Origin of the sequence: Pseudomonas pisciculturae, from assembly GCF_015461805.1 — a bacterium.
GTDB classification, from domain to species: Bacteria; Pseudomonadota; Gammaproteobacteria; order Pseudomonadales; family Pseudomonadaceae; genus Aquipseudomonas; species Aquipseudomonas pisciculturae.
This window is the reverse complement of record NZ_JACVZE010000006.1, coordinates 51,637-75,090: the sequence shown is the minus strand read 5'-3', so window position 1 is coordinate 75,090 and position 23,454 is coordinate 51,637. Positions and strand designations below refer to the sequence as shown.

The 23,454-nt window shown below is 58.7% G+C and carries 19 protein-coding genes; 12 read left to right on the top strand and 7 right to left on the bottom strand.

The window, feature by feature from the left end; genetic code table 11:
- Nucleotides 1-123: 123 nt before the first annotated feature.
- Entirely contained in the window at nucleotides 124-324 is a 201-nt protein-coding gene (locus tag ICY20_RS17435; protein ID WP_003190946.1) for a ParD-like family protein, read from the top strand.
- Complete coding sequence (map, locus tag ICY20_RS17430) at nucleotides 324-1,079, top strand: type I methionyl aminopeptidase (RefSeq protein ID WP_194938120.1); 756 nt, start codon at nucleotides 324-326, stop codon at nucleotides 1,077-1,079. The genes ICY20_RS17435 and map overlap by 1 nt, the downstream gene beginning before the upstream one ends.
- A 123-nt stretch (nucleotides 1,080-1,202) precedes the next feature.
- Here map and sfnG read toward each other — a convergent pair whose 3' ends face one another.
- Nucleotides 1,203-2,288 (bottom strand): dimethylsulfone monooxygenase SfnG, encoded by a 1,086-nt coding sequence (gene sfnG / locus ICY20_RS17425; protein ID WP_159959131.1) that lies wholly within the window; start codon nucleotides 2,286-2,288, stop codon nucleotides 1,203-1,205.
- A gap of 266 nt (nucleotides 2,289-2,554) precedes the next feature.
- On the opposite strand from sfnG, the gene ICY20_RS17420 reads away from it, so the two are divergent.
- The gene (locus ICY20_RS17420) at nucleotides 2,555-3,793 is read left to right on the top strand and encodes an acyl-CoA dehydrogenase family protein (protein ID WP_159959129.1); all 1,239 of its coding nucleotides are present in this window, start codon (nucleotides 2,555-2,557) and stop codon (nucleotides 3,791-3,793) included.
- Between the two features lie 125 nt (nucleotides 3,794-3,918).
- Here the strand turns inward: ICY20_RS17420 and ICY20_RS17415 are convergent, their stop codons facing one another.
- Nucleotides 3,919-4,704, bottom strand: a complete 786-nt coding sequence (locus ICY20_RS17415; protein ID WP_159959127.1) for a sulfite exporter TauE/SafE family protein — start codon at nucleotides 4,702-4,704, stop codon at nucleotides 3,919-3,921.
- A gap of 193 nt (nucleotides 4,705-4,897) precedes the next feature.
- Between ICY20_RS17415 and ICY20_RS17410 the strand changes: the two genes are divergently transcribed.
- The 3 genes from ICY20_RS17410 to ICY20_RS17400 are packed head-to-tail and all read left to right on the top strand — an operon-like array spanning nucleotide 4,898 to nucleotide 6,644.
- On the top strand, nucleotides 4,898-5,416 hold the full coding sequence (locus ICY20_RS17410; RefSeq protein ID WP_159959125.1) for a DUF3455 domain-containing protein: 519 nt from the start codon (nucleotides 4,898-4,900) through the stop codon (nucleotides 5,414-5,416).
- A 47-nt stretch (nucleotides 5,417-5,463) separates the two neighbouring features.
- On the top strand, nucleotides 5,464-5,979 hold the full coding sequence (locus ICY20_RS17405) for a sigma-70 family RNA polymerase sigma factor (protein ID WP_159959123.1): 516 nt from the start codon (nucleotides 5,464-5,466) through the stop codon (nucleotides 5,977-5,979).
- Nucleotides 5,976-6,644 (top strand): anti-sigma factor, encoded by a 669-nt coding sequence (locus ICY20_RS17400; RefSeq protein WP_194938119.1) that lies wholly within the window; start codon nucleotides 5,976-5,978, stop codon nucleotides 6,642-6,644. Before ICY20_RS17405 ends, ICY20_RS17400 begins: the two co-directional genes overlap by 4 nt.
- Here ICY20_RS17400 and ICY20_RS17395 read toward each other — a convergent pair whose 3' ends face one another.
- Together ICY20_RS17395 and ICY20_RS17390 are read right to left on the bottom strand one after the other, a co-directional pair.
- Entirely contained in the window at nucleotides 6,645-7,946 is a 1,302-nt protein-coding gene (locus tag ICY20_RS17395) for an ATP-binding protein (RefSeq protein WP_194938118.1), read from the bottom strand. It abuts the gene before it with no gap.
- 3 nt (nucleotides 7,947-7,949) lie between these two features.
- Nucleotides 7,950-8,651, bottom strand: coding sequence for a response regulator transcription factor (locus tag ICY20_RS17390; RefSeq protein WP_159959117.1), 702 nt, complete (start codon nucleotides 8,649-8,651; stop codon nucleotides 7,950-7,952).
- A 289-nt stretch (nucleotides 8,652-8,940) separates the two neighbouring features.
- On the opposite strand from ICY20_RS17390, the gene ICY20_RS17385 reads away from it, so the two are divergent.
- The 5 genes from ICY20_RS17385 (at nucleotide 8,941) to ICY20_RS17365 (ending at nucleotide 15,415) form a co-directional block, all read left to right on the top strand.
- On the top strand, nucleotides 8,941-10,065 hold the full coding sequence (locus ICY20_RS17385; RefSeq protein ID WP_194938117.1) for an efflux RND transporter periplasmic adaptor subunit: 1,125 nt from the start codon (nucleotides 8,941-8,943) through the stop codon (nucleotides 10,063-10,065).
- A gap of 6 nt (nucleotides 10,066-10,071) precedes the next feature.
- Nucleotides 10,072-13,164, top strand: coding sequence for an efflux RND transporter permease subunit (locus ICY20_RS17380; protein ID WP_194938116.1), 3,093 nt, complete (start codon nucleotides 10,072-10,074; stop codon nucleotides 13,162-13,164).
- A gap of 152 nt (nucleotides 13,165-13,316) precedes the next feature.
- Complete coding sequence (locus tag ICY20_RS17375) at nucleotides 13,317-13,958, top strand: DUF1345 domain-containing protein (protein ID WP_194938115.1); 642 nt, start codon at nucleotides 13,317-13,319, stop codon at nucleotides 13,956-13,958.
- Nucleotides 13,959-14,122: 164 nt separating this feature from the next.
- Nucleotides 14,123-14,905 (top strand): hypothetical protein, encoded by a 783-nt coding sequence (locus tag ICY20_RS17370; RefSeq protein ID WP_194938114.1) that lies wholly within the window; start codon nucleotides 14,123-14,125, stop codon nucleotides 14,903-14,905.
- 87 nt (nucleotides 14,906-14,992) lie between these two features.
- Nucleotides 14,993-15,415, top strand: coding sequence for a PB1 domain-containing protein (locus tag ICY20_RS17365; RefSeq protein WP_194938113.1), 423 nt, complete (start codon nucleotides 14,993-14,995; stop codon nucleotides 15,413-15,415).
- Between the two features lie 72 nt (nucleotides 15,416-15,487).
- Here the strand turns inward: ICY20_RS17365 and ICY20_RS17360 are convergent, their stop codons facing one another.
- From ICY20_RS17360 to ICY20_RS17350, 3 genes are all read right to left on the bottom strand, one after another.
- Nucleotides 15,488-17,755, bottom strand: a complete 2,268-nt coding sequence (locus ICY20_RS17360) for an autotransporter outer membrane beta-barrel domain-containing protein (protein ID WP_159959105.1) — start codon at nucleotides 17,753-17,755, stop codon at nucleotides 15,488-15,490.
- Between the two features lie 207 nt (nucleotides 17,756-17,962).
- Nucleotides 17,963-19,951 carry a hypothetical protein gene (locus tag ICY20_RS17355; RefSeq protein WP_194938112.1) on the bottom strand — a complete coding sequence of 663 codons (1,989 nt, stop codon included), beginning with the start codon at nucleotides 19,949-19,951 and terminating at the stop codon, nucleotides 17,963-17,965.
- A 162-nt stretch (nucleotides 19,952-20,113) separates the two neighbouring features.
- Nucleotides 20,114-22,072: a hypothetical protein gene (locus tag ICY20_RS17350; RefSeq protein ID WP_194938111.1), complete on the bottom strand. Its 1,959-nt coding sequence runs from the start codon at nucleotides 22,070-22,072 to the stop codon at nucleotides 20,114-20,116.
- Between the two features lie 264 nt (nucleotides 22,073-22,336).
- On the opposite strand from ICY20_RS17350, the gene ICY20_RS17345 reads away from it, so the two are divergent.
- Nucleotides 22,337-23,380 carry a LacI family DNA-binding transcriptional regulator gene (locus ICY20_RS17345; RefSeq protein WP_194938110.1) on the top strand — a complete coding sequence of 348 codons (1,044 nt, stop codon included), beginning with the start codon at nucleotides 22,337-22,339 and terminating at the stop codon, nucleotides 23,378-23,380.
- Nucleotides 23,381-23,454 lie beyond the last annotated feature (74 nt).

Genomic DNA, 23,454 nt, shown 5'->3' with positions numbered 1-23,454 from the left:
GCGGAAGGCTTGGAATGTCATGCCACGAAATTAACCGCCTGCAGCGGCATCAGTCAACAAAAGGTTTACTGGCTATATACGAAACGTATACGCTTTGTATATCAACCCAGTACAGTGAACCCCATGGGCATCGTCAAGATCACCGACCAACTGCACGAACAACTGCGCCTGGCCAGCGCGGCGATGGACCGCTCCATCAACGCCCAGGCCGAGTTCTGGATCAAGATCGGCCTGCTCGCCGAGCTGAACCCGCACCTGCCCTACAACGAGTTGATCAACAAACTGTTGTTGGACAAACCCGACCTGATCCGGGGGCGCAGCTGATGATCAAGACCACCGAACAACTCGCCGTGATGCGCGAATCCGGGCGCCTGCTGGCCCAAGTGTTCACCATGCTCGACGGCTTTGTGGCTGCCGGCCGTTCCACCCTGGAACTGGACGCCGCAGTCGAGGCCTTCATCCGCACTGATCTCAAAGCCCGCCCCGCCAGCCTGGGCCAATACGACTACCCCTTCTGCATCAACACCTCGATCAACGAAGTGGTGTGCCACGGCATGCCCAACGCAAAAGACGTGTTGAAAGACGGCGATATCATCAACATCGACATCACCCTGGAAAAAGGCGGCTACATCGCCGACTCCAGCAAGATGTACATGATCGGCAGCGTAGCGCCCAAAGCGCGGCGCCTGGTCGAGCAGACGTTTGAAGCAATGTGGGCCGGCATCCGCCAGGTCAAGCCGGGTGCACGCTTGGGGGATATTGGCCATGCGATTCAAAGCCATGCACAAGCCAACGGCTACAGCGTGGTGCGTGAGTACTGCGGCCATGGCATTGGCCGTGAGATGCACGAAGACCCCCAAGTGCTGCACTTCGGCCGCCCTGGCACTGGGCTTGTATTGCGTGAAGGCATGGTGTTTACCGTCGAGCCGATGCTTAACCAGGGCAGCTCCAAAGTGCGCAGCTTGAAGGATGGCTGGACGGTGGTAACCAAAGACAACAGCCTGTCGGCGCAGTGGGAACATACGGTGGCGGTGACTGCCGACGGCTTTGAAGTGCTGACGCTGCAACCCACCTCCTGAACAACATAAATCAACTGTGGGAGGGGGCTTGCTCCCGAAAGCGGTGGGTCAGCGAAGAATATTCCAGCTGATACACCGCCATCGGGAGCAAGCCCCCTCCCACATTTGAAATTGCGGTGTTTTTCAGGCGACCTGCTTGACCCCGGCCTTGGCCTCTAATTCACGCACCAGCGGCAACACGCGCTTGCCGAAATACTCCACTTCTTCCTGAAAGTGCAGGAAACCCGCCAGCACCAGGTCCACCCCCACCGCCTTGAGCGCGACAATACGCTCGGCAATCTGCTGCGGCGTGCCGATCAGGTTGGTCTTGAAGCCGTCGTTGTACTGCACCAAATCTTCAAAGCTGGACTTGGCCCAATTGCCCTCGCCTTCCGGTGAGGCCTTGCCCGCCTGTTTGGCCGCATCGCCGAACGCATTGACCGCTTCCGGGTCGGCCTTGGCGATGATTTCGGCCAGCACGGCGCGGGCTTCTTCTTCGGTGTCGCGGGCGATCACAAAGGCGTTCACGCCGACTTTGACCGAGTGATTGTTGGCCGCCGCCTTGGCGCGAATATCATCCACCTGGGCCTTGATGCCTTGCGGGGTGTTGCCGTTGGTGAAGTACCAGTCGGAGACCCGTGCGGCCATGTCCCGCGCTGCCCGCGAGCTGCCGCCCTGGAACACTTCGGGCTGGCCCAGCGGCTTGGGTTTGAGGGTGTAGTTGTTGAAGCGGTAGAAGTCGCCCTTGAAGGTGAAATCGTCCTGGGTCCAGATGCCCTTGAGGGCGCGGATGAATTCTTCGGAGCGGCGATAGCGCTCGTCGTGCTCCAGCCAATGCTCGCCAATGGCCTGGAACTCGCCTTTGAACCAGCCACTGACGATGTTGACTGCGATGCGGCCGTTGGTGAGTTGATCGATGGTCGCCAGCTGCTTGGCCGCCAGCGCCGGTTGCCACGGGCCAGGCAGGATCGCGGCGATCACCTTGAGCTTAGTGGTCGCAGCCAACAGCGCATGGCTGAATGCCACGGACTCATGCTGATTATCGGCGCCGTAGCCGGCGGTGAACCGGATTTGCGTCAGGCCGTATTCGAAGCCGGCTTCTTCCGCCAGTTGCGCCAGTTTGCGGTTGTAGTCGATACCCCAGTGGGTGCGTTGCTCGATCTTGCTGACCACCAACCCACCGCTGACGTTGGGTACCCAATAGGCAAATTTAACGGCTTGCTGACTCATTGAATGGTACCTCGCACAAAAGGGATGTACCCAGGGCTTGAGCAGCAAACGTGCCAGCCGTGGGCAAACGCCCGTGCCAAAGGCGCCGCTCGCTGAAACCGGCCGTGAATGCGCTGAATGCAAATGTCGAGGAATGCCCCGGTTTGTCGATCTACTGTTGCTGAGGCAACAGCAATACCCGCCAAAACCCCGTAAACATTGGCCCCGGCACCCGGCACGGAGTGTGCAATCACCGTTGCATTGACCACTGCCCAGGAGCCTTGCCCATGACCGAACACCACGTCATCAACCCGCTGTCCACCGGCGTCGACTACCCCACCCTGGCGGCGCGGTTTCGGCCGATTTTCCAACGCATCGCCGATGGCGCGGTGCAACGTGAACACACCCGCACCCTGCCCCATGAGCCGATTCAGTGGCTTAAAGAGGCTGGCTTTGGCGCGGTGCGGGTGCCGGTGGAATATGGCGGAGGCGGCGCGTCCCTGCCGCAATTGTTTGAGCTGTTGATCGAGTTGGCCGAAGCTGACTCCAACGTGCCCCAAGCCCTGCGCGGGCATTTTGCCTTCGCTGAAGACCGCCTCAATGCGCCACCGAGTGCGGGTCGCGATCTGTGGTTCAAGCGCTTCGTCGATGGCGATATCGTCGGCTGCGCCTGGACTGAAATCGGCAACGTGGCCATCGGTGATGTGGTCACCCAGGTCAGCCCCGACGGCGACCACTGGAAGCTCAACGGTGAAAAGTTCTACAGCACCGGCAGCATTTTCGCCGACTGGATCGACGTATACGCCCAACGCAGCGACACGGGCGGCGATGTGATCGCGGCCACCCGCGCCCGCCAGCCTGGCGTGGTGCACAGCGACGATTGGGACGGCTTTGGCCAACGCACCACCGGCAGCGGCACCTCGCGCTTTACCGATGCCGTGGTGGAGGCAGACAACGTCATCGACTTTGCTACCCGCTTCAAATACCAGACTGCGTTTTACCAACTGGTGCTATTGGCCAGCCTTGCGGGTATCGGTCGTGCAGCCTTGAGGGATGTGGCCCATCAGGTGCGCACCCGCAAGCGCATCTACAGCCATGGCAATGCGCCCCATGTCAGCCAGGATGCGCAGATTCAACAGGTGGTCGGCGAAGTCGCCGCGCTGGTCTACGCCGCCGAGGCCGCTGCCTTAAAGGCCACCGTGCCGGCGCAACGGGCCTATGTGGCGCGGTTTGGCGCAGATGATGGGGTTGAGCGTGAAGCCAATGTGGCGGCTGAAGTTGAATCGGCCACGGCGCAGGTGGTGGTATCGGCGTTGATCCAGCGGGCGACGAGTGAGTTGTTTAACGCGCTGGGGGCGTCGGATGTGCGCCAGGGTAAATCCCTGGATCGGCATTGGCGCAATGCGCGCACGGTGTCGTCACACAACCCGGTGATCTACAAGGCGCGGATTGTGGGCGATTGGGTGATCAACGGGGCCGAGCCGCCGTTTGTGTGGCAGATCGGTAATGGCCCGGTGAAAGCCTAAGGTTCACTGTGGTTCACATGTGGGAGGGGGCTTGCCCCCGATGGCGGTGGATCAGCTGAAATATTCTTCACTGACCCACCGCTATCGGGAGCAAGCCCCCTCCCACACTTGGACTACATATTCCTCTAGAACGCGAGCTTGTAGCCAATCGCCATGAGCATGACCGCCAGGCACGGGCGCAACACCCCATCCGGCAACTTACCGGTCATGTGGCTACCGATATAAATCCCCGGCAGCGAGCCCATCAGCAAAAAGCCCAGCAGGTGCCAATCCATATTGCCCATGCTGGCGTGGCCCAGGCCTGCCACCAGGGTCAGCGGCACGGCATGGGCGATCTCGGTGCCCACCAGACGGCGAGTGGCCAGGAACGGATAGAGGATAAACAGTGCCACCGTGCCCAGGGCACCCGCACCGATGGAGGTGAGTGCAACCATGGTGCCCAGCACGGCGCCCGTGACGACCGTCAGCGCGTTCAAATTGCGCGGGCTCATGTGGTAGTCGTCGCCCGCATGACGCTGGGCGAAGGCCAACAGGCTTTTCTTGAACAGGATCGCCAGGGCCGTCAGCAGCAACACCACGCCAAGGGCTTGTTTGATCACCGCGTTCATGGCGCTGGGGTCGGTGTGCAGGCTGGCGAGGAACCACAGCGTCAGCAACACGGCGGGCACGCTGCCCAGGGTCAGCCAGCCGGTGATGGTCCAGTCGATGTTCTTGTTCTTGCTGTGTACCAGCACCCCACCCGACTTGGTGATGGCGGCGTACAACAAGTCGGTGCCCACGGCGGTGGCCGGGTTGATGCCGAACCACAGCAGGATCGGGGTCATCAACGAGCCCCCACCTACACCGGTCATGCCCACGATAAAACCAACGATCAGGCCAGCCACTACAAAACCAAAATTACCCACTTCCATTAAAGCTACCCGCGGCCTTATAAATTTCTGGCGGCAGGATAGCGATTTTTCTTATAACGACTTATATCAATATGATCTGACTTTAGATCTTTTTGTTTCACTGAAAATTTATTTGCTGTCGCTGCATCCAAATCCCGCGCTCCGGAGTAGTACCTGCAGCAACCCTGCTGTTCTACCCAATGGAGTACCACCCATGAACGCTAAAGCATTGCTCTGCCTCGCCACCCTGCTCGCCGCTCCCGCAGCCTTTGCCCAGGCCGGCTTGCCCGACAGCATCAAGGTGCCAGACGGCCACAAAGTGGCGATGGAAACCACCGGCGTCGGCGAAATCACCTACGAGTGCCGTGACAAGGCCAATGCCGCCGGCCAGGTCGAGTGGACGTTCGTTGGCCCCAAAGCCGTGTTGAATGATCGCAGCGGCAAGCAGGTCGGCACCTACTTTGGCCCACCGGCCACCTGGCAAGCCAAGGACGGTTCAAAAGTCACCGGCACCCAACTGGCCGTGGCGCCATCGAGCCCAGGCAACCTGCCGTATCAGTTGGTCAAAGCCAACCCGGCCGAAGGCAAAGGTGCGATGAGCGGCGTGAGTTACATCCAGCGGGTCGCGCTTAAAGGTGGCGTCGCACCGAGCAGCGAATGCACGGTCGCCAACAAGGGCAAGCAGGAAGTGGTGAAGTACCAGGCGGATTACATCTTCTGGGCGGCCAACTGAGCAAACTAGGCTAGGCTGCCAGAGGATTCTGCCTTTGGGGGTTGTGCGTGTTTGATTACGAAGCCTGTCTGTTGGCCTGCGCCCGTGGTGAACAACGGGCGTTGCGCCGCTTGTATGAGCAGGAAAGCAGCCACCTGCTCGGCGTTGCCTTGCGTATCGTGCGGGACAAGGCCGTGGCCGAAGACATCGTGCATGACGCATTTCTCAAGATCTGGCGCGGCGCCGCCAGTTTTGACCCCAGTCGCGGCTCGGCCCGTGGCTGGGTGTTCACCGTGACTCGGCATCTGGCCCTGAATATCGTGCGCAACCGGTACCGCGAGGTGCCCTTGGACGATCAGCACGAGCAGATGACCGACTCCGATACATTTGAATTCAGTGCCCGCTCCGGGCAGGTCCATACCTGCCTGGAGCAGCTCGACCCGGCCCGTCGCACGTGCATCCTGCATGCCTATGTCGACGGTTATTCCCATAGCGAAATCGCGTTAAAACTGGGCACCCCACTGGGGACTGTCAAAGCCTGGATCAAACGCAGTCTCGCCGCGCTGCGCGAGTGCATGGCATGAGCGACACCCTTGACGAACTCGCCAGCGAGTATGTACTGGGCACCCTGCCCGCCGAACAGCGCAGCGAGGTGGAACAACGCCTGCCACACGACGCCGAGTTGCGCGCAGCGGTGGATGCCTGGGAGCAACGCCTGTTGCCGCTGACGGCACTGGCCGAACCCGTGCAGCCTTCAACGCACTTGTGGCAGCGCATCGAGCGCAATATCAGCACCGCTCGTACACAGTGGTGGGACCTGCTGGCCGTGTGGCGTGGCCTGGCCGGCGTCGGGCTGTTGACCACGCTGGTACTGGGTGCGCTGTTGCTGACGCGCCCGCCCACCGCTGACCCGACCTTTGTGGTGGTGCTGGTAGCGCCGCAAAGCCAGGCGCCGGGCTGGGTGATCCAGGCGAGCAATAACCAGCAGATTCAGTTGATCCCGTTGGGCGTGATGGAAGTGCCGGCCGACAAGGCCCTGCAGTTCTGGACCAAGGGCGATGGCTGGCAAGGGCCGGTCTCGCTTGGGTTGGTCAAGCCGGGGCAGACACTGTCGGTGCCCTTGGACCAACTGCCGCCGCTGGCGCCTAACCAATTGTTCGAGCTGACCCTGGAAGACCCGCGCGGTTCACCCACTGGCAAGCCCACCGGGCCGATCCAGGCCATCGGCCGTGCGGTCAAGGTGCTCTGATCAGCCGACACTGGGCAGCCACACCCGAAACCGTGCGCCGCCCAACGGCGAGGCCTGGGCCGTCAACGTGCCGCCCTGGGCCGCCAAGGCGCGCCGGCTGATGGCCAGGCCCAGGCCGAAACCGCCAGTGGCACGGTCGCGGCTGCGGTCGAGGCGGTAGAACGGCTCGAAGATGCGTTCGCGCTGCTCCAATGGAATGCCGATGCCATCGTCGTCCACGCAGATTTCACAGCCTTCGGCATCCACCTTGACTCCCACCTGGATGCGCTTGTCGCAATACCGTGTGGCATTGCGCAGCAGGTTCTGCAACGCCCGCGCGGTAAGGCGTGGGTCGAGGCTGAACCGCTCGACGGCGCAGTCCAGCACCACATCGATCACGATCTCGGGGTTTTCCAGCTCGTCATCGACGCTGCCGAGCACGCTGTCGATAAACTCATCGAGCACCACCTCGACCCGCTCCGGCAGTTGCGCCGGGTTCTGCAAGCGGCTGTAGGACAGCAACTCCAGCACCAGCTCATCCAACTCGCGGATATGCGCCACCAGGCTTTGCAGACGTTCGCGGCTTGCGGTTGGCAAGTCTTCGGAGAGCGCCAGGGCCAGGCCGAAATCCAGGCGCGTCAACGGCGTGCGCAGTTCATGGGACACCGCGTTGAGCAGGTCACGCTGCTGGTTGAGCAGGTGTTCGATATCGTCGGCCATGGTGTCGAACACCGAGGCCAGGCTGCCGATGTTGGAGCTGGCGGGGATGCCCGTGCGGGCATCGAGGTTGCCCTTGCCCAATTGCGCAGCGGTGTTTTTCAGGCGTTCCAGGTCACGCCAATGGGGGCGCAGCCACACTAACAGGCAGGCGAGCAACGCGCCGCCGATCAGCACGTTCATCGACCAATACAGCAGGTTCATGTCCAGGGGGTCGGGCGGGATGGTCACCTTGACCGCGAATTGATCGTTGATCGGCGAGCTGATGTCCTCCATCCAGCCCCACTCCCCCAGCCGAATGACCGGCTTGCCCTGGGCCAGCATTTGCTCTTCGGCGGGTGAATAGCTGGCGTCCTGACGCAGCAGCAGTTGCACCTTGAGCGGGGCAAAATCTTCGTTGAGATGCTCGGTGATCTGCGACCAGTGCTCCACGGGTGCACGCAGGTACTGCTTGACGATCAGCGTCTGCATGCCCCGCGATTGCTCGACGTTGTAGTCCAGGTAGCGGTGTTCAAAAAGCTGAATCACCAGTTTGGGGATCAGGAAGATCGCCGCGCTGTAGGTAACGATCGTGATCAGGTAAAGGCGCAGGAGTACTCGAAACATGGGTCAGCATTCCCACTCGGAGCGGCTGAACAAGTAACCTTTGCCCCACACCGTCTTGATCTTGCGCGCTTCGCCGGCGTTGTCGTCAAACTTGCGACGCAATTTGGAGATGGCCACGTCCACCGAGCGATCGGTGCCATTGAACTCGATACCGCGCAGACGTTGCAGAATCTGGTCACGACTGAGTACTTCGCCGGCATGTCGGGCCAGCACTACCAGCAGGTTGTATTCGCCGCTGGACAACTCCACCGCCTGCTCGCGCCACGTCACGGTGCGCTCCGACAAGTCGATGCAGAGATTGCCCATGATGATCTGGTCGTTGGCGACTTGGGGTTCGGACAAGCTGCTGCGGCGCAATAAAGTCCGCACCCGCGCCAGCAAAACGCGCGGCTCACAGGGTTTGGTGACGTAGTCGTCGGCGCCCATTTCCAAACCCAGCACCTGGTCGTGACTGTCGTCGCGGGCGGTGAGCATCAGAATCGGCAGGCCCGCCGAGTCGGCGCGCAGCAGGCGACACACTTGCAGCCCGTCGAGGCCAGGCAACATCAAGTCGAGGATCACAAGGTCTGGCGGGTTGAGACGTGCGCGCTCGCGGACATGATCGCCACGGCTGAGCACGCTGACGTGGTAGCCGTTGCGCTCCAGGTAGCTGGCAATCAGCTCGGAGAGTGCGGCGTCGTCTTCCACCAGGAGGATGTTGGGCATGGGTGCATTTCCATGAATACAGTTATTGGTAGTACACAAATCCCATGTGGGAGGGGGCTTGCCCCCGATGGCGGTGGGTCAGTGAAGAATATTTCAACTGATACACCGCCATCGGGGGCTAGCCCCCTCCCACATTGGATCTTTGGTGTTTGCGAGAAGTTGTAAGGATATACATCTGCGGTGAATGATGGACCCTACCTTACATTTCTTCACACACCCCCTACACAGCTTCACAGCACCCCAACACCAGTGACCTATAGGATGCACCGGTCATTATTGGGATAAGAGCATGTCGAAGAATCTGTTTGCGCCGTTTTGCCTGCTGGCCCTGACCTTCGCCCTCAGCGCTTGCGACAACTCCGCTGACGAGGCGCCGCCAATGCCTGCGCCGAAGGTCCGCATCGAAACCCTGCAAGCCAAGCCTTTGTCTATCAGCAACGAGCTGAGCGGTCGCATTGCCGCGCCGCGCATCGCCGAGGTGCGCGCGCGGGTGGCCGGGGTGGTGATGCAACGGGTGTTCAAGGAAGGCCATGACGTGAAACAGGGCGACGTGCTGTTCCGTATCGACCCGGCGCCCTTCAAGGCTGACCTCGACAGCGCCCAGGCTAACCTCAGCAAGGCCGAGGCCAATGCGTTCCAGGCGCGCCTGCAAGAACAGCGCTACAGCCAGTTGGTAGAAGGCAACGCCATCAGCGGCCAGGACTACGACAACGCCCGCGCCGCGGTGCGCCAGACCAACGCCGAAGTCGCCGCTAATAAAGCCGCCGTCGAACGTGCGAAATTGAACCTGGGCTACGCCACCGTCACCGCGCCGATTTCCGGGCGCATCGGCCGGGCGTTGGTGACCGAGGGCGCGCTGGTGGGCCTCAATGAAGCCACCCCGCTGGCGATCATCCAGCAACTGGACCCGATCCACGCCGACCTGACTCAGTCCACCCGTGAGCTCAACGACCTGCGCCGCGCCTTCCGCGCCGGCAGTTTGAAACAGGTCGGCCAAGACCAGGCCAAGGCCACGTTGATTCAGGACGATGGCAGCCTGTACCCGCTGCCGGGCAAGTTGTTGTTCGCCGAGATCAGCGTCGACCCCGGCACCGGCCAGATCATCCTGCGCAGCGAATTCCCCAACCCCGACCTCGACCTGCTGCCCGGCAGCTTTGTGCGGGTGCGCCTGGAGCAGGCCGTCGACAAGCAAGGCATCAGCGTGCCGCAACGGGCCATCACCCGTGACAGCGCCGGTATCCCCATGGTGTTGCTGCTGGACGCCGAGCAGGTCGTCAGCCTGCAACCGGTGGAGCTGGGCGCAGTGGTCGAGGATCGCTGGGTAGTCAGCAGCGGCCTCAAGGCCGGTGACCGCATTGTCGTCGAAGGCCTGCAACATGCGCGCCCCGGTGAAAAAGTCCAGGTAGAGGAATAACCCGCCATGCCGCAGTTCTTTATTGACCGCCCCATATTCGCCTGGGTGGTGGCCCTGTTTATCCTGCTGGCCGGTGCTTTGGCGATACCGCAATTGCCGGTGGCGCAATACCCCGACGTTGCACCGCCGAAAGTCGAAATCTATGCGGTGTACCCCGGTGCTTCCGCGCAGACCCTGGATGAGAGCGTGGTCAGCCTGATTGAGCAAGAGCTCAACGGCGCCGATCACCTGCTGTATTTCGAGTCCCAGAGCAGCCTGGGGTCGGCGACCATCACCGCCACGTTCCAGCCGGGCACCGACCCGGAAATGGCCCAAGTGGATGTACAAAACCGTCTCAAGGCGGTAGAACCGCGACTGCCCCAGGCAGTGACTCAGCAGGGCTTGCAGGTGGAAAAAGTCTCTGCTGGGTTCCTGTTGCTGGTGACCCTTACCTCCAGCGACGGCAAGCTCGATGACGTAGCGCTCAGCGATTACCTGGCGCGCAACGTGATGAACGAACTCAAGCGCCTGGACGGCGTGGGCAAGGCCCAGTTGTACGGTGCCGAACGGGCGATGCGCATCTGGATCGACCCGCAGAAGTTGATCGGTTTCAACCTGACGCCTGCCGATGTCAATGCTGCGATCAGCGCGCAGAACGCCCAAGTCTCAGCCGGCAGCATCGGTGATTTGCCTGGCACCAAGACCCAGGAAATCACCGCTGCGATCCTGGTTAAAGGTCAGCTCTCGAACCCGGCGGAATTTGCCGACATCGTGCTCAAGGCCAACCCCGATGGCTCCACCGTGCGCATCGGCGATGTGGCGCGAGTTGAAATCGGCAGCCAGGAATACCAGTTCTCCACGCGCCTGAACGGCAAGCCGTCCACCGCCGTCAGCGTGCAATTGGCACCCTCCGCTAACGCGCTAAACACCGCCACGCTCGTGCGGGCGAAGATGGACGAGCTGTCGCGCTACTTCCCGGCCAATGTGGAGTACAAGATCCCGTACGACACTTCGCCATTCGTGAAGGTCTCGATCACCAAGGTGGTCTATACCCTGCTCGAGGCCATGGCGCTGGTGTTTGCGGTGATGTTTCTGTTTCTGCAAAACGTGCGTTACACCTTGATCCCTACGCTGGTGGTGCCGATTGCGCTGATGGGCACCTTTGCCACCATGCTGTTGCTGGGGTTCTCGATCAACGTATTGACGATGTTTGGCATGGTGCTGGCCATTGGCATCCTGGTGGACGATGCGATTGTGGTGGTCGAGAACGTCGAACGCATCATGGTCACCGAGGGCCTGTCGCCCAAGGAAGCGACGCGCAAGGCCATGGGCCAGATCACGGGTGCGATCATTGGCATTACGTTGGTGCTGGTGGCGGTGTTTCTGCCGATGGCGTTCATGCCGGGCTCAGTCGGCGTGATCTACCAACAGTTCTCGCTGTCGATGGCGACGTCGATCCTGTTCTCGGCGTTCCTGGCCCTGAGCTTGACCCCCGCGCTGTGCGCAACCTTGCTCAAGCCTATCGCCAAGGGTGATCACCACGCCAAGGGCGGTTTCTTCGGTTGGTTCAACAAACGCTTCGATCAGCTCACCGACCGTTACGAAGGCTGGGTGGCCTATGCCCTCAAGCGCAGCGGCCGCTACCTGCTGATCTACCTGGTGTTGCTGGTGGGGTTGGGGTGGATGTTCAGTCGTCTGCCCTCCTCGTTCCTGCCGGTGGAAGACCAGGGCTACACCATCACCGATATCCAGCTGCCACCGGGCGCGAGCAAGAACCGCACGGTGCAGGTGGCTGAGCAGATCGAGGCGCATAACGCCGGGGAGCCTGGGGTGGGCGATACCACCATGATCATGGGGTTCAGCTTCTCCGGTTCCGGGCAGAACGCGGCGCTGGCGTTCACCACGCTCAAGGATTGGTCTGAACGCAGCAGCGATGATTCGGCGGCATCCATTGCCGACCGCGCCAACATGGCTTTCAGCGAACTCAAGGATGCGATTGCCTACGCGATCCTGCCACCGCCGGTGGACGGCCTAGGCACTTCCAGTGGCTTCGAGTTCCGATTGCAGGACCGTGGCGGTGTCGGCCACGCGGCCTTGATGGCTGCACGCACTGAACTGCTGGCAGCGGCCGAGAAAAGCCCGATCCTGGCCAACGTACGCGAAAGCGCCCTGGCCGAAGCGCCGCAAGTGCAGTTGGAGGTCGACCGCAAGCAGGCCAACGCACTCGGCGTGTCCTTTGCGGATGTGGGCAATGTGCTGTCCTCGGCCATCGGCTCAGCCTATATCAACGACTTCCCCAACCAGGGTCGCATGCAACGCGTGGTGGTTCAGGCTGAAGGCGACCAACGCAGCCAGGTGGCGGACTTGATGAAGATCAACGTGCGCAACAACGCCGGCAAGATGGTGCCATTGTCAGCCTTTGTTCAAGCCAAATGGACCCAAGGCCCGGCGCAGTTGACTCGCTATAACGGCTACCCGGCGATTGCCATCAGCGGTGAAGCGGCACCCGGCCACAGCACCGGCGAGGCGATGAATGAAATCCAACGCCTGGTCAACCAACTGCCGGCCGGGCTGGGCCAGGAATGGACCGGGCTGTCGTTGCAGGAACGTCTGTCCGGCGCCCAGGCACCGATGCTGTTGGGCTTGTCGCTGCTGATTGTGTTCCTGTGCCTGGCGGCGCTGTATGAGAGCTGGTCGATCCCCACCTCGGTGCTGCTGGTGGTGCCGTTGGGTGTGCTGGGCGCGGTCTTGGCAGTGAGCTTGCGTGGCATGCCCAATGACGTGTTCTTCAAGGTCGGCCTGATCACCATCATCGGCCTGTCGGCGAAGAACGCGATCCTGATCATCGAGTTTGCCAAAGACCTGTATGACCAGGGCGAAGACCTGATGAGCGCCACGCTGAAGGCGGCGCGGCTGCGCTTGCGGCCGATCATCATGACCTCGCTGGCGTTCATTCTCGGCGTGGTGCCACTGGCGATTGCCACCGGGGCCAGCTCGGCGAGCCAGCAGGCGATTGGTACGGGGGTGATTGGCGGCATGATCACCGCGACGCTGGCGGTGGTGTTTGTGCCGGTGTTTTTTGTGGTGGTGATGAAACTGGTCAGTAAAAACACCCGCTAACCTGTGGGAGCTGGCTTGCCTGCGATGGCATCAACTCAGTATGCAGGATGTACCGAGTCGCCTGCATCGCAGGCAAGCCAGCTCCCACAAGGTTATGGGTTGTATTCGGGATCAGGTACAGTCTGACGACACTTGGTCAGCAGTGAGCCGCCATGCCCTTCCTCGCCCGCACCCACCCTCGCCTCTCTGCCGCTACCGTACTCGGTGTTGCCGTAGGCATCCTGGCGCCAGCCGACACCCTCGCTAGCAAAATCCTTATCGGCTGGAACGCCGGTGTGTGGACCTACCTCGTGCTGATGCTGTGGCTCACCCGGCGAGCCAAGGCCGAAGATGTTAAACGCATCGCCGAAATCGAAGACGAAAACGCTGGCCTGGTGCTGTTCACCGTGTGCATCGCCGCCATCGCAAGTTTGGCGACTATCACCTTCGAGTTGGTGGGCAGCAAAGACCTCGCCCTCTCTGAACGTTTGATGCACTACGGCTTTACCGGCCTGACGGTAATCGGCTCGTGGCTGTTGATCGGGGTGATTTTCAGCGTGCACTACGCCCGGCTCTATTACACCTGGAACGGCAAGGAACCCGCTCTGCGCTTTGCCGAAGGGCTGCTGACGCCCAACTATTGGGACTTCCTGTACTTCTCATTCACCATCGGCGTGGCCGTGCAAACCTCTGACGTGGGCGTCGCCACCCGTGGCATGCGCAAGGTGGTGCTGGGGCAGTCGTTGATTGGGTTTGTGTTCAATACCGCAATTTTGGGGTTCTCGATCAATATCGCCGCCGGGCTGTTCGGCTGAGGTGAAATCCGACGAGTGGCGGTGCCCACCTGTTAGTTCTGACAGTTGTCAATCCTTCGATTACGGTGCGAAATAGAACCACACAGCGCTTTCATGGAAGTCATACAACTCCATGGCTCTCCTAAGCATAACGGGTCAGTACCCCCCTGTAGGAAGCTACCAACATGGCAGGTCAAGGCGCCTCAATAAACAATATGCTGCGCAATGGCAACTTCAGTGCTTACGGCACAGACTGGTTGACGTTGAATAACGTGGACTACTCCCGCCAGTACTGCAGGGTACTGACTGGCCAGGCATCGCAAGTGGTTACCGTCACCCCCGAAACAACTTACTCTCTGAAATTCTGGAGCCAGGTTGTGTTCAAAGGCAAAGGTGTACTGCAATTGCGCTCAAATACGCCAAGTGCCGACCTACACTTCCCCCTCGATGATTTTCACTTTTGGACACCACAAGAGGTGACCTACACCACCCCGCCACTCGGAACCATATTGACGGTTGCCATAAGTGGCACTGCGGGAGAAGTGTGCGTCGATGAGCTGGTATTAACTCGTGACACCGGTACACCCGTGCGGCCTGAGCTGGTGCTCAATGGGGATTTTTCCGAGAGCGGCCGTCATTGGATCGCCAGCGGCAGAGAAGCGATTTTCGATGGTCGTACGTTCCAGGCCACACTCAACGCGCAAGCACAGCAAGCGATCACGGTCACACCCGGGCAGACCTATGAGTTCTCGATCCGCTCGCTCAGTAATTTTGGCGGCCACGGCTTCGTACGTTTCGAACTGTCTGGGCCAGGCACCCTTCCGCAAATTCGTGTCGACACGCCAGCTTGGAGCACCCATCCACAGGACCTCTTGATTCCGGCCGGTACAAACACGCTGACTATTATCATGATCGGTGTGGATGGCGAGATTCATTTTGATGACGTCTCATTAAAACGCAAACCCTAGCTCAACCCACCACGAAAACGGCAAGTCACCCGCGCCTCTATCGAAACAGTGAGCTGGTGTCGCAACCGCTACCACAGGAGATGCCCCATGAAAGTTGCTCTGAAAAAATCCCGACATAATACAATCGCTGTCAACCAGCATTTTAAAGGTGTCATTAACGCTGAGGATTTCACCGCCAATCAATTTTCAATTTCTCGCAAGGACGGGAAACTGACGATCACCGGCAGCAAAGTCGATGAGAACGGCGTGAAACACGAGGTAAGAGTTTCATTTCCTGAAACGCTTGATACTAGCGTCATCCATCTGTTGGAGCTGAACCGGGAGATCCAGTTGACCTACTCGGTTTTTGACGAACTTGAGCCCGTACTGGTGTACGGTGATGCCGGAGAGCTCGCGTTCATTACACTTGACCCAAGCAATACCCGAGTAGAGGGTAGTTTCAGGGACGTTCGAACCCGCGATGACGGTAACCCGGTCTATACCATGGCGGCTCTGTTCAAGCTGGGCTGAGGCCCACAGCGCTTCACAGTGCAGCTACCAAAAAGGAAGCCGAAGCTTCCTTTTTGGTTACATCCGTATGAGTTACCAGCTGTAACGCACACCCACGTTGGCGCCCCATGGCTGATCGACGTGTTTACCTTTGCTGTGCTCGAAATCAGCATGCAGCTGCAGGTTTTTCGACAGCGAGACCGCTACACCAGCACCGATCTCAGCACGAGAACCGGAGACGTCATTGTTGAACACATGGCCGTTGACCGACGCTTTGTTGTCTTTCGCAAACTCATGCGCTAACGCAGTGCGCAGGTAAGGCTGAACGATACTGCCGTCGTCCATTATAAAATCGCGACCTACCGTTACCCCCAGTTTCCCAAGTGCCGAATGAGTGTTCTGGCCTTTGGCTTGCAGGCCATTATCCAACCCGTAGTTCTTGCCTTTGACCACGATGGTGGAAGCCTGAGCAAACGGCTCGACGAAGAAATCATTATCGAGTTTGATGTTTCGACCCACTTCCACCGAAGCACCGATACCGTTGGTGCCGTATTTACCCTTGGCACTGGCACCATCACTCAGCCCGACCTTGGATTCGTTTTCAAAGCGGTTGGCTTTGATCACACCGTCGAAGTAGTAGCCGCTGTCAGCATCCATCCAAGTGGCATAGCCGCCCACGTAGTAACTTTTCACCGTACCAGACGTGCCACGGCTCAGGTCCAGGTCGGAGTTGCTATGCCCCGCCATCACGCCGACCAGCCATTGGCTGTCTTCACTCAGGGGCGCGTCGGCACCGAGAGAGAAACCGCGCTGGGTCTGTTTGTAACCCACGCCATTGGTGTCCGACACCGAGTACTTATTGCCGTAGCTGCGTATCCAGCCCCCCCCTTCAGCCCCATTGTGGCGTAACTCGCCCATGCGGCTGCGCAACGACGTCATTTCGCCATACCACACGGTCGGGGCGGTGTTAAACAACGCCAGCACCGAGCGAGTACCAGGGCTGATGGTGCGTGCACTTGGGTCGAGGAACCAATCATTGCCATCCTGCTTCAGGCCATAGGACCACGCGCCGATATCCACCGAACCGCCCACGAGGGAAAACTCGGCATCGCCGCCGCCGGTGTGCACAATGTGTACGTCCCCGGGCGACACTGGCTCCAAGCCGCTGCTTGCCACCAACAGGCTGTGCTGGCCGGTAGCATCGCCAGAGATATTCAGAAAATCATTCAGGCCCTGGGCAAAATCAGCGCTCATCACGAAGGTGCCGTTACCGCTCAGCGTCTCCAGGTCCAACTGATAGAACGCATCCGTTTCGCCAAACTTCACCGTACCGCCCGCGAGATCCAGCGCACCCACCAGACTGTTACCCGTCAGGTTCCAGAACGAACCATCTCCGATGGCAAGGCTATCGACATTCAATAAGCTGCCGGTCAACGACGAATGGTTCTGCAAACTCAGATTGGCACTGCTACCAGCCTCGACGAACACGTTGCCATTCAAATGGCTGTTGTTGACGTTCATGTTGGCCGTTGCGCCACCGGTCACTTCCAGCAGGTTGCCGTTGCCGCCGATCAGCTGCGAGCCGTTGTTCACTTCGATGGTGGCTGTAGGAATGCGCCCGGTCTGGCCAGCGACCAAGATGGCGGCGCCGGTCTTACCCTCAACGATCGACTGATCGAGTACCAGTGTCCCATCACCCGTAGTATTTGACGCACGGGTGATGCGTACACCGTTCTGTTCTCCTACCAGCATGCTGCGCTGAGCGTAGGCCGAACCGCCCACCAACAGCACACCGGTACTGCCGGCAGCCGTTCCTTGTACCAAGGACTCAAAAAAATTCAGCTCGCTGTGTTGGGTTGCAGAAGCTCCCGCCTGCGCGCCTTTTATCGTGCTGTAGCTAACATCGGCCGTTGAACCGCTAGGTGCAGAGCCGAAGCGGTTAAGCACCAAGCCCACAGCTTGAGTGCTTTCCAGATGGCTGCCGGAAATGGTTGCCGTGCCATTGGTAAGTTCCATTGCCGAGGCGCCTGGCGCCGTAGACATGACCGTAGAATTCTGGATCCCAACCGTGGAACCTTCCTGGGCAACAATACGCTCGATTGTACTGCCACTGTTCACGGTAAGTTGCGCACCAAGGCCACGGATAGAACCTGTAGTTGCACCATTGACGACCAGGCTGGACCCATTCTGCAGCGCCCAGTTTTTTACGGTTTCATCGGCTTCAATGACCTTCGTCTCACCAGGTGCTACCACTTCCTGACTGGAATGAGCCTGCGCCGCAACGCCCAAAAGTAAACCGAGCGACGACACTTTGACTGCCGCACCCAAAGGTGAAAGTTTGAAAAAATGTTTGATGAACATGCTGTAACACTCGCTCTGACAATATGCCTAACCAAATGGCATGGCTCGTTCCGATGGAGTGGAGCCAGACCTGTAGAGGCCGCGAGGTTATAGTTGGAGGGGGTAACGGTAAGTAGGATAAATCTGAAGATATCGAGGGGCGCAGTACCCCGGGCTGAGTAAAAAAGGCACCGAAGCAAGTTATACCTCGGTGCCTTGGCGTAACCGCTATGGAACAGCCGAACTACCGTCGCAGAAGTTATTGGCGGTCACCATCCTTGCGGGGATGACGGCGGGTACCGATTTGGCCGGTGTACCCGCCACGTCGAGGGAGTATTGCAACCAGACCGAGTTATACGGCGCTACCGCACCGATCACTTTAAGGTGAGGATCAAAAGGTTTCAGGTGGAAGATGAACCCGTTGGCCGCCGTAGTGGGGTCCAGTATCACCGAGCTCGTACCCCGTGTTGCTTCTATGGGTTGGTCGCCAAGCAGCCCTACTGAGGCGACGAACTCAATCGTTACCTCTAGCTTATCGGCGAAAAACTCAGTGCTTGGAGGAATCTTCACTTCAAGGTATTGGTCACGTCCCGGCGTACCTGTTGGTCGCAGAGATAAACAGGTAACTCTGCCCCGGGCGTCCCCAGACCAACTTTGGGTGTTGAGAAACTCTGCCGCATCCATTTTGTGAGTGATCGCACCGTCCACTTCAACGGGCGTACTTTCCGAGAAGTTGCTGTTTGTCGATGTCGGGCTGCTCACCCCATAGAAAACGTCAATTGCCGGACTATTACCCGCTGCGGCGATGGCCATTTTATCGACAACGATAGAGATCGGGCTGCCTGCGCCCTCTGAAGCACCAATGGTATGCGTGCCTGCGATGTTCAGCCGGTTTCCCCAGTACAACGTAATGATGTCACCCGGAACAGGCGCCGGAGCGACGGACCACAGGTCGAAGACCGCTACAATTTCATCGGCATGATCGATATCAGCAGCATTCAGGTAATTCGCTGTAGGAGGGAACGATGCAGGCCCATGGATAGCGACCACATTCAGGTCAGGGCTCGGGTCACCTGGCAGAGGCGTCACGGGGCCCGCTTTACTCAGGTCGACATCAACCAAAGTGTCATCGTCGGGGCGGTTTCTTGAGCCCGATCTCAGGATGATATAGCTGAGTGCTGTTTCAATAGGCCCTTCCTGCGAACCGTACTCGTCAATGACCAGTTGAGGAGGCGCAGTGAATTCAAAATCGAAAACCCCATTCAGCGGCGCAGGTGAGGTTTCCTGACTCCCCCAGACCAGGATGTATTGGTCGCCAGGCTCCCATGTATAGGAATTGATTGCCAACTTGACCCCAGCCATCCAGGCATCGATATCGATCAGCGTGCTTCCCACAGGACTGACAACCTTGAGAGGCGCCAGTACCAGATTCGCGCTGCGCCTTAAACGACGGCCAGAGGGAATTCTTGAGATTTCACTGTAATTGCCGGCGGCATCTCGCAGCCGATAAAACACGAAGAAAATGCCATCATCGGCCGTGTCGAAGAACGTAATGGGTAGATTGAAATCCGTACCCGTCGACGGCATAGGGAAACTGCCCAGCGAGGGTGAGTCATCCGGTGGCAACTCCGACGTAAACCAGACGTCGGACACCGTGTCCCCAGGTGCCCAATCTCCATATGCAGGGATTTCAAAATCGAATCCACCGGGATTCAAGTCCAATGTCTCCTGGGTAATATCTACGCCTTGAGGTAATGAGGTGGGGTAAATGGCCCTGGCTGGCGCCTCGCTCTTACCTGGGGACTTATAGGGGCCGTACAGATCAATCTCGACGTGTTGAGGGAGGGAAAAGTCCAAATAATCACCTACTTCCCCAGACTTCACCTTGAACCTGAGTTCAAACTTACCATGCCCTAATATGTAGGGTGAAATCGTTACCAGAACCGGTAACTCTGGAGGAAGCTCCACTGGAAACAAAATGGGTTCCAACGGCGTCCAGACTGCCACGCCGTCTATACTGTATTCAATTTGCAACTCATCATTATCCGCGGGAAACTTCCAACCTGGGCACGACACAACGAGGCCACCATCCCGGTCCAGGAATGGGCGCCAGATCAAGCCTTTATCATCCTCTAACGCTTGAGGGAAACCCGGTGCTGTCAGCGTTGGATTGTCCCAATCATTGAAGGCCACTTGTTTAACACGTTTAACGGTCATTTAAGTCTCTCCTTGCCTATATAAAGAGCTTGCGGCGAATTAACTACTGAGGGCTTTTCTCAAACAGCAGGCCGCACAGAGCCACTCTCCGGTCAAGCACAGCGAAAGATGATTAATTAAGGTTTATGAAACTTCAGAACTAAACCTCTGTTACTGGCGATCTCATTCCGGACCATTACCATTCGGCCCACAATAAATCGGTGGCGTATGTGCAAACAGCCGGTCTATCTTCACGTAACGAATGCGTGAACTCCCCACACGCACACTGTGGCGCCAAACCGTAAACTCAGCATAAGCGCCTGCCCCTCCTCCCGTTGGGTTCTTGATTGGCTCAACGTAAGGACGGTAACCCACTACAAAGTCGTGATAGCCCAGACGCTCGTCGTCCCCGGTCCAGAACTCCGTGAACACCTCCTCGGTTTCTTTAATGGGACCATCGCCCGCAAAACCCTGAGTACCTTGCCAATGCATGCGTATTTCATCATCGACACTGATTGCGGAATGTTTGAATACACGAACGTGCACCCCATCCCAAAGAGCCGGAAAGGTCTGACAGTTAAGCCAACCAAACTTGTCAGCGTGAACGAACTCTGCCTGAGGGAAGCTGACCGGTGCTGCCACATTGATATTTACTGACTGATAAGGGGCCAGTTGCTCATTCACACCGTTGCTGGTGCGATACCGCACAGGGAACGCCGGATTGTTCGGTGTCTCTTCAACCACCGACCAGGCGATAGGCGTAAACGTCACCCTTTTGCCAGCGAAATCTGTCGGCCCGACCGTGTAAGAGGCGACCGGGGCGTCCCTATCACCCCAGTAAAGAAACATCTGTTCGCCTACATGCGGGTTATCAAACAGAAGCACCGAAGCCGCGACAGGTTGGTCGACATCCCGGATATCCAGGTGATTGGCCGTGTCGGAACCCGCCCCTCGGATCTCGACTTTTTGAAGATGCCGATTGTATTCGGCGGGCGCCTGATCATGATCTTGTCCAGCCACACGAAAGTCGCAATCCACACGCCGTACGGGTGAGGAAACGCCAGTGGACGTACCGTTGCGATAAATCACGTACTGCACCGGCATTTGGGTCTGCACATAGCCTTTCTGGATCAACACCGGCCAATTGATCGCGACGATTTTCGGGAAGCCATCGACCGTTTCTCTTGCCAGGTCGATGCCATTCCAGCGCATCACGACCTCATCGGTAGGGTCCCAGTCAAAGTAAGCATCGAACCGCGCCGTTACGCCTGCACGTGCATCTTTTCGGTCAATCAAGCCATCGAACTCAAAGGCGAGAACCTGAGGTGGCTGCAGGCCACTCGGCGATGGTTTGAGGTTGATGTAGACAGGCGTGGGCCCAGACGTATCCAGGCGCTGGTTACCCGCCCGGTCACGCAAGGTGTATCGCACCACCCTTGGGCCATTGGGCAACGCACGAAATACCCCCCCAGGGATAGGCACCACCAAATCGGATGTTGCAGAAGGGAACGTGTGCGTATAGGCCACTTCATAAGGATTGGCCGAATCATCAACCAATAAAAAAATCAACACATCATCAAACGCTTTTCGATCCAGATAGGCAGGAATTCTCAACTCCACCTCTGAATTCGCACTCAAATACTCCTCGGTAATGCCAGAGTTGCTGACGTCTGGATCAACAAACGCGGCAGGCGCAAGGGGTTGGTTACCCCCTGGCGCTACCCGGTCAATGGTGAATGTCGTGGTGTAAGGGCTGTGTTCTATTCCGCCGGGGCCATCGATGTAATAACTGATGTCGTAAGACCCACTGATATTCAGCCAATTGCCCGTAATGAACAGCGATACTGGAAAATCTTTTTCCTGAGTCAGTGGGCCTTTCAGTTCAATCGGAGCAAGCGGATAAGCCGGCTCAGGGGTATGAGGCTTGATTGAGAAGTGAACATAGTCGGCTTCACCTAAATCAGCGGGAAACGCCCATATCTGGGTCAATTGGATTTCAATGGGTTGAAAAAGAAATTTAGTGGGAATCAACCCATCGGGGTCATCTGGAAACGCTTCCACCACTAACGCTTTTTTTAACTGAGAAGCCTGCGCCGGAACGCTACGGTTATAGCGTGAGATATATTTTGATGAAAGCGTCATACCACTCTCCTTGGTCGGCCAGAACAACCGATGCATCGTCTACCAAAACGTGCGTCGGCTGTATCACCACCTCTTGCACAACCAAATTAAGCGCCACTTTAAAAGCACTGGATACTGTCAAAACTCACAGGTACTCCTGCCGTTCGTCGCCTTGATCACGCCTGTCCCAGTACAAGCGACTTGACCATCCACCCGATTTTGGTGTTTCCTGAAACCGGTTTCAATGCAGCCATAACAGACCTCCAATAAGAAAGGCCCTCTACCGTGACTCCTTTTTCCGCCGCCCAACGCACCCGCGTCACCATGCTCGACGTCGCCAGGCACGCCGGCGTCTCCAAGGCCAGCGTCTCGCGTTTTATCGGCGACGACCGCGCCCTGCTCTCTGACGCGATTGCCCTGCGCATCGAACAAGCCATCGAACACCTCGGCTACCGCCCCAACCAGATGGCCCGTGGCCTTAAGCGCGGGCGTACCCGCTTGATCGGCATGCTGGTGGCGGATATCCGCAACCCCTATTCCATCGCAGTGATGCACGGCGTCGAAACCGCCTGCCGGCAGCACGGCTACAGCCTGGTGGTGTGCAACACCGACCGCGATGACGAGCAAGAACGCCAGCACCTGGCGGCGCTGCGTTCCTACAACATCGAAGGCTTGATCGTGAACACCCTCGGTCATCACCTTGACCAGTTGCTGGAGTTGCAACGGGAAATGCCCCTGGTGCTGGTAGACCGTAAGGTCGAGCCACTGCACAGCGACTTGGTGGGGTTGAATAACCCGGCGGCAGTGCGCATGGCGGTGGAGCATCTGCAGCAGCAGGGTTACCGCGATGTGCTGCTCGTGAGCGAAGCCACCGATGGCACCAGTTCGCGCCAGGAGCGTGTGGCAAGCTTCATGACTGAGATTGCCAGCCGCCCTGACTTGACCGGCGCAGTACTGGAGCTTGATGGCCAATTGCAAAATCATCTGCAGACCTTCATTGCCAAGCCCGGCCCAAAGGCGGTGTTCTGCGCCAACGGCGTTGCCGCGCTGGCGTGTACCCGAGCGCTCAAAAACCTGGGCTGCAACCTGTTCGACGACGTCGGCCTGATCGCCCTGGATGACCTGGACTGGTACCCGCTGGTGGGCACGGGCATCACCGCCCTCGCCCAGCCCACCGAAGCCATTGGCGCCACGGCATTCGACTGCCTGCTCAAGCGCCTGCGCGGCGATACCGAGCCGACCCGTACCCTGGATTTCCTGCCACAACTCATCGTCCGAGGCTCGACCCAATCTCTTGTGGGAGCTGGCTTGCCTGCGATAGCGCAATAACAGACGACAATGTAGTCGACTGACACGCCGCCATCGCAGGCAAGCCAGCTCCCACAAATTCGATTTACGCTTAA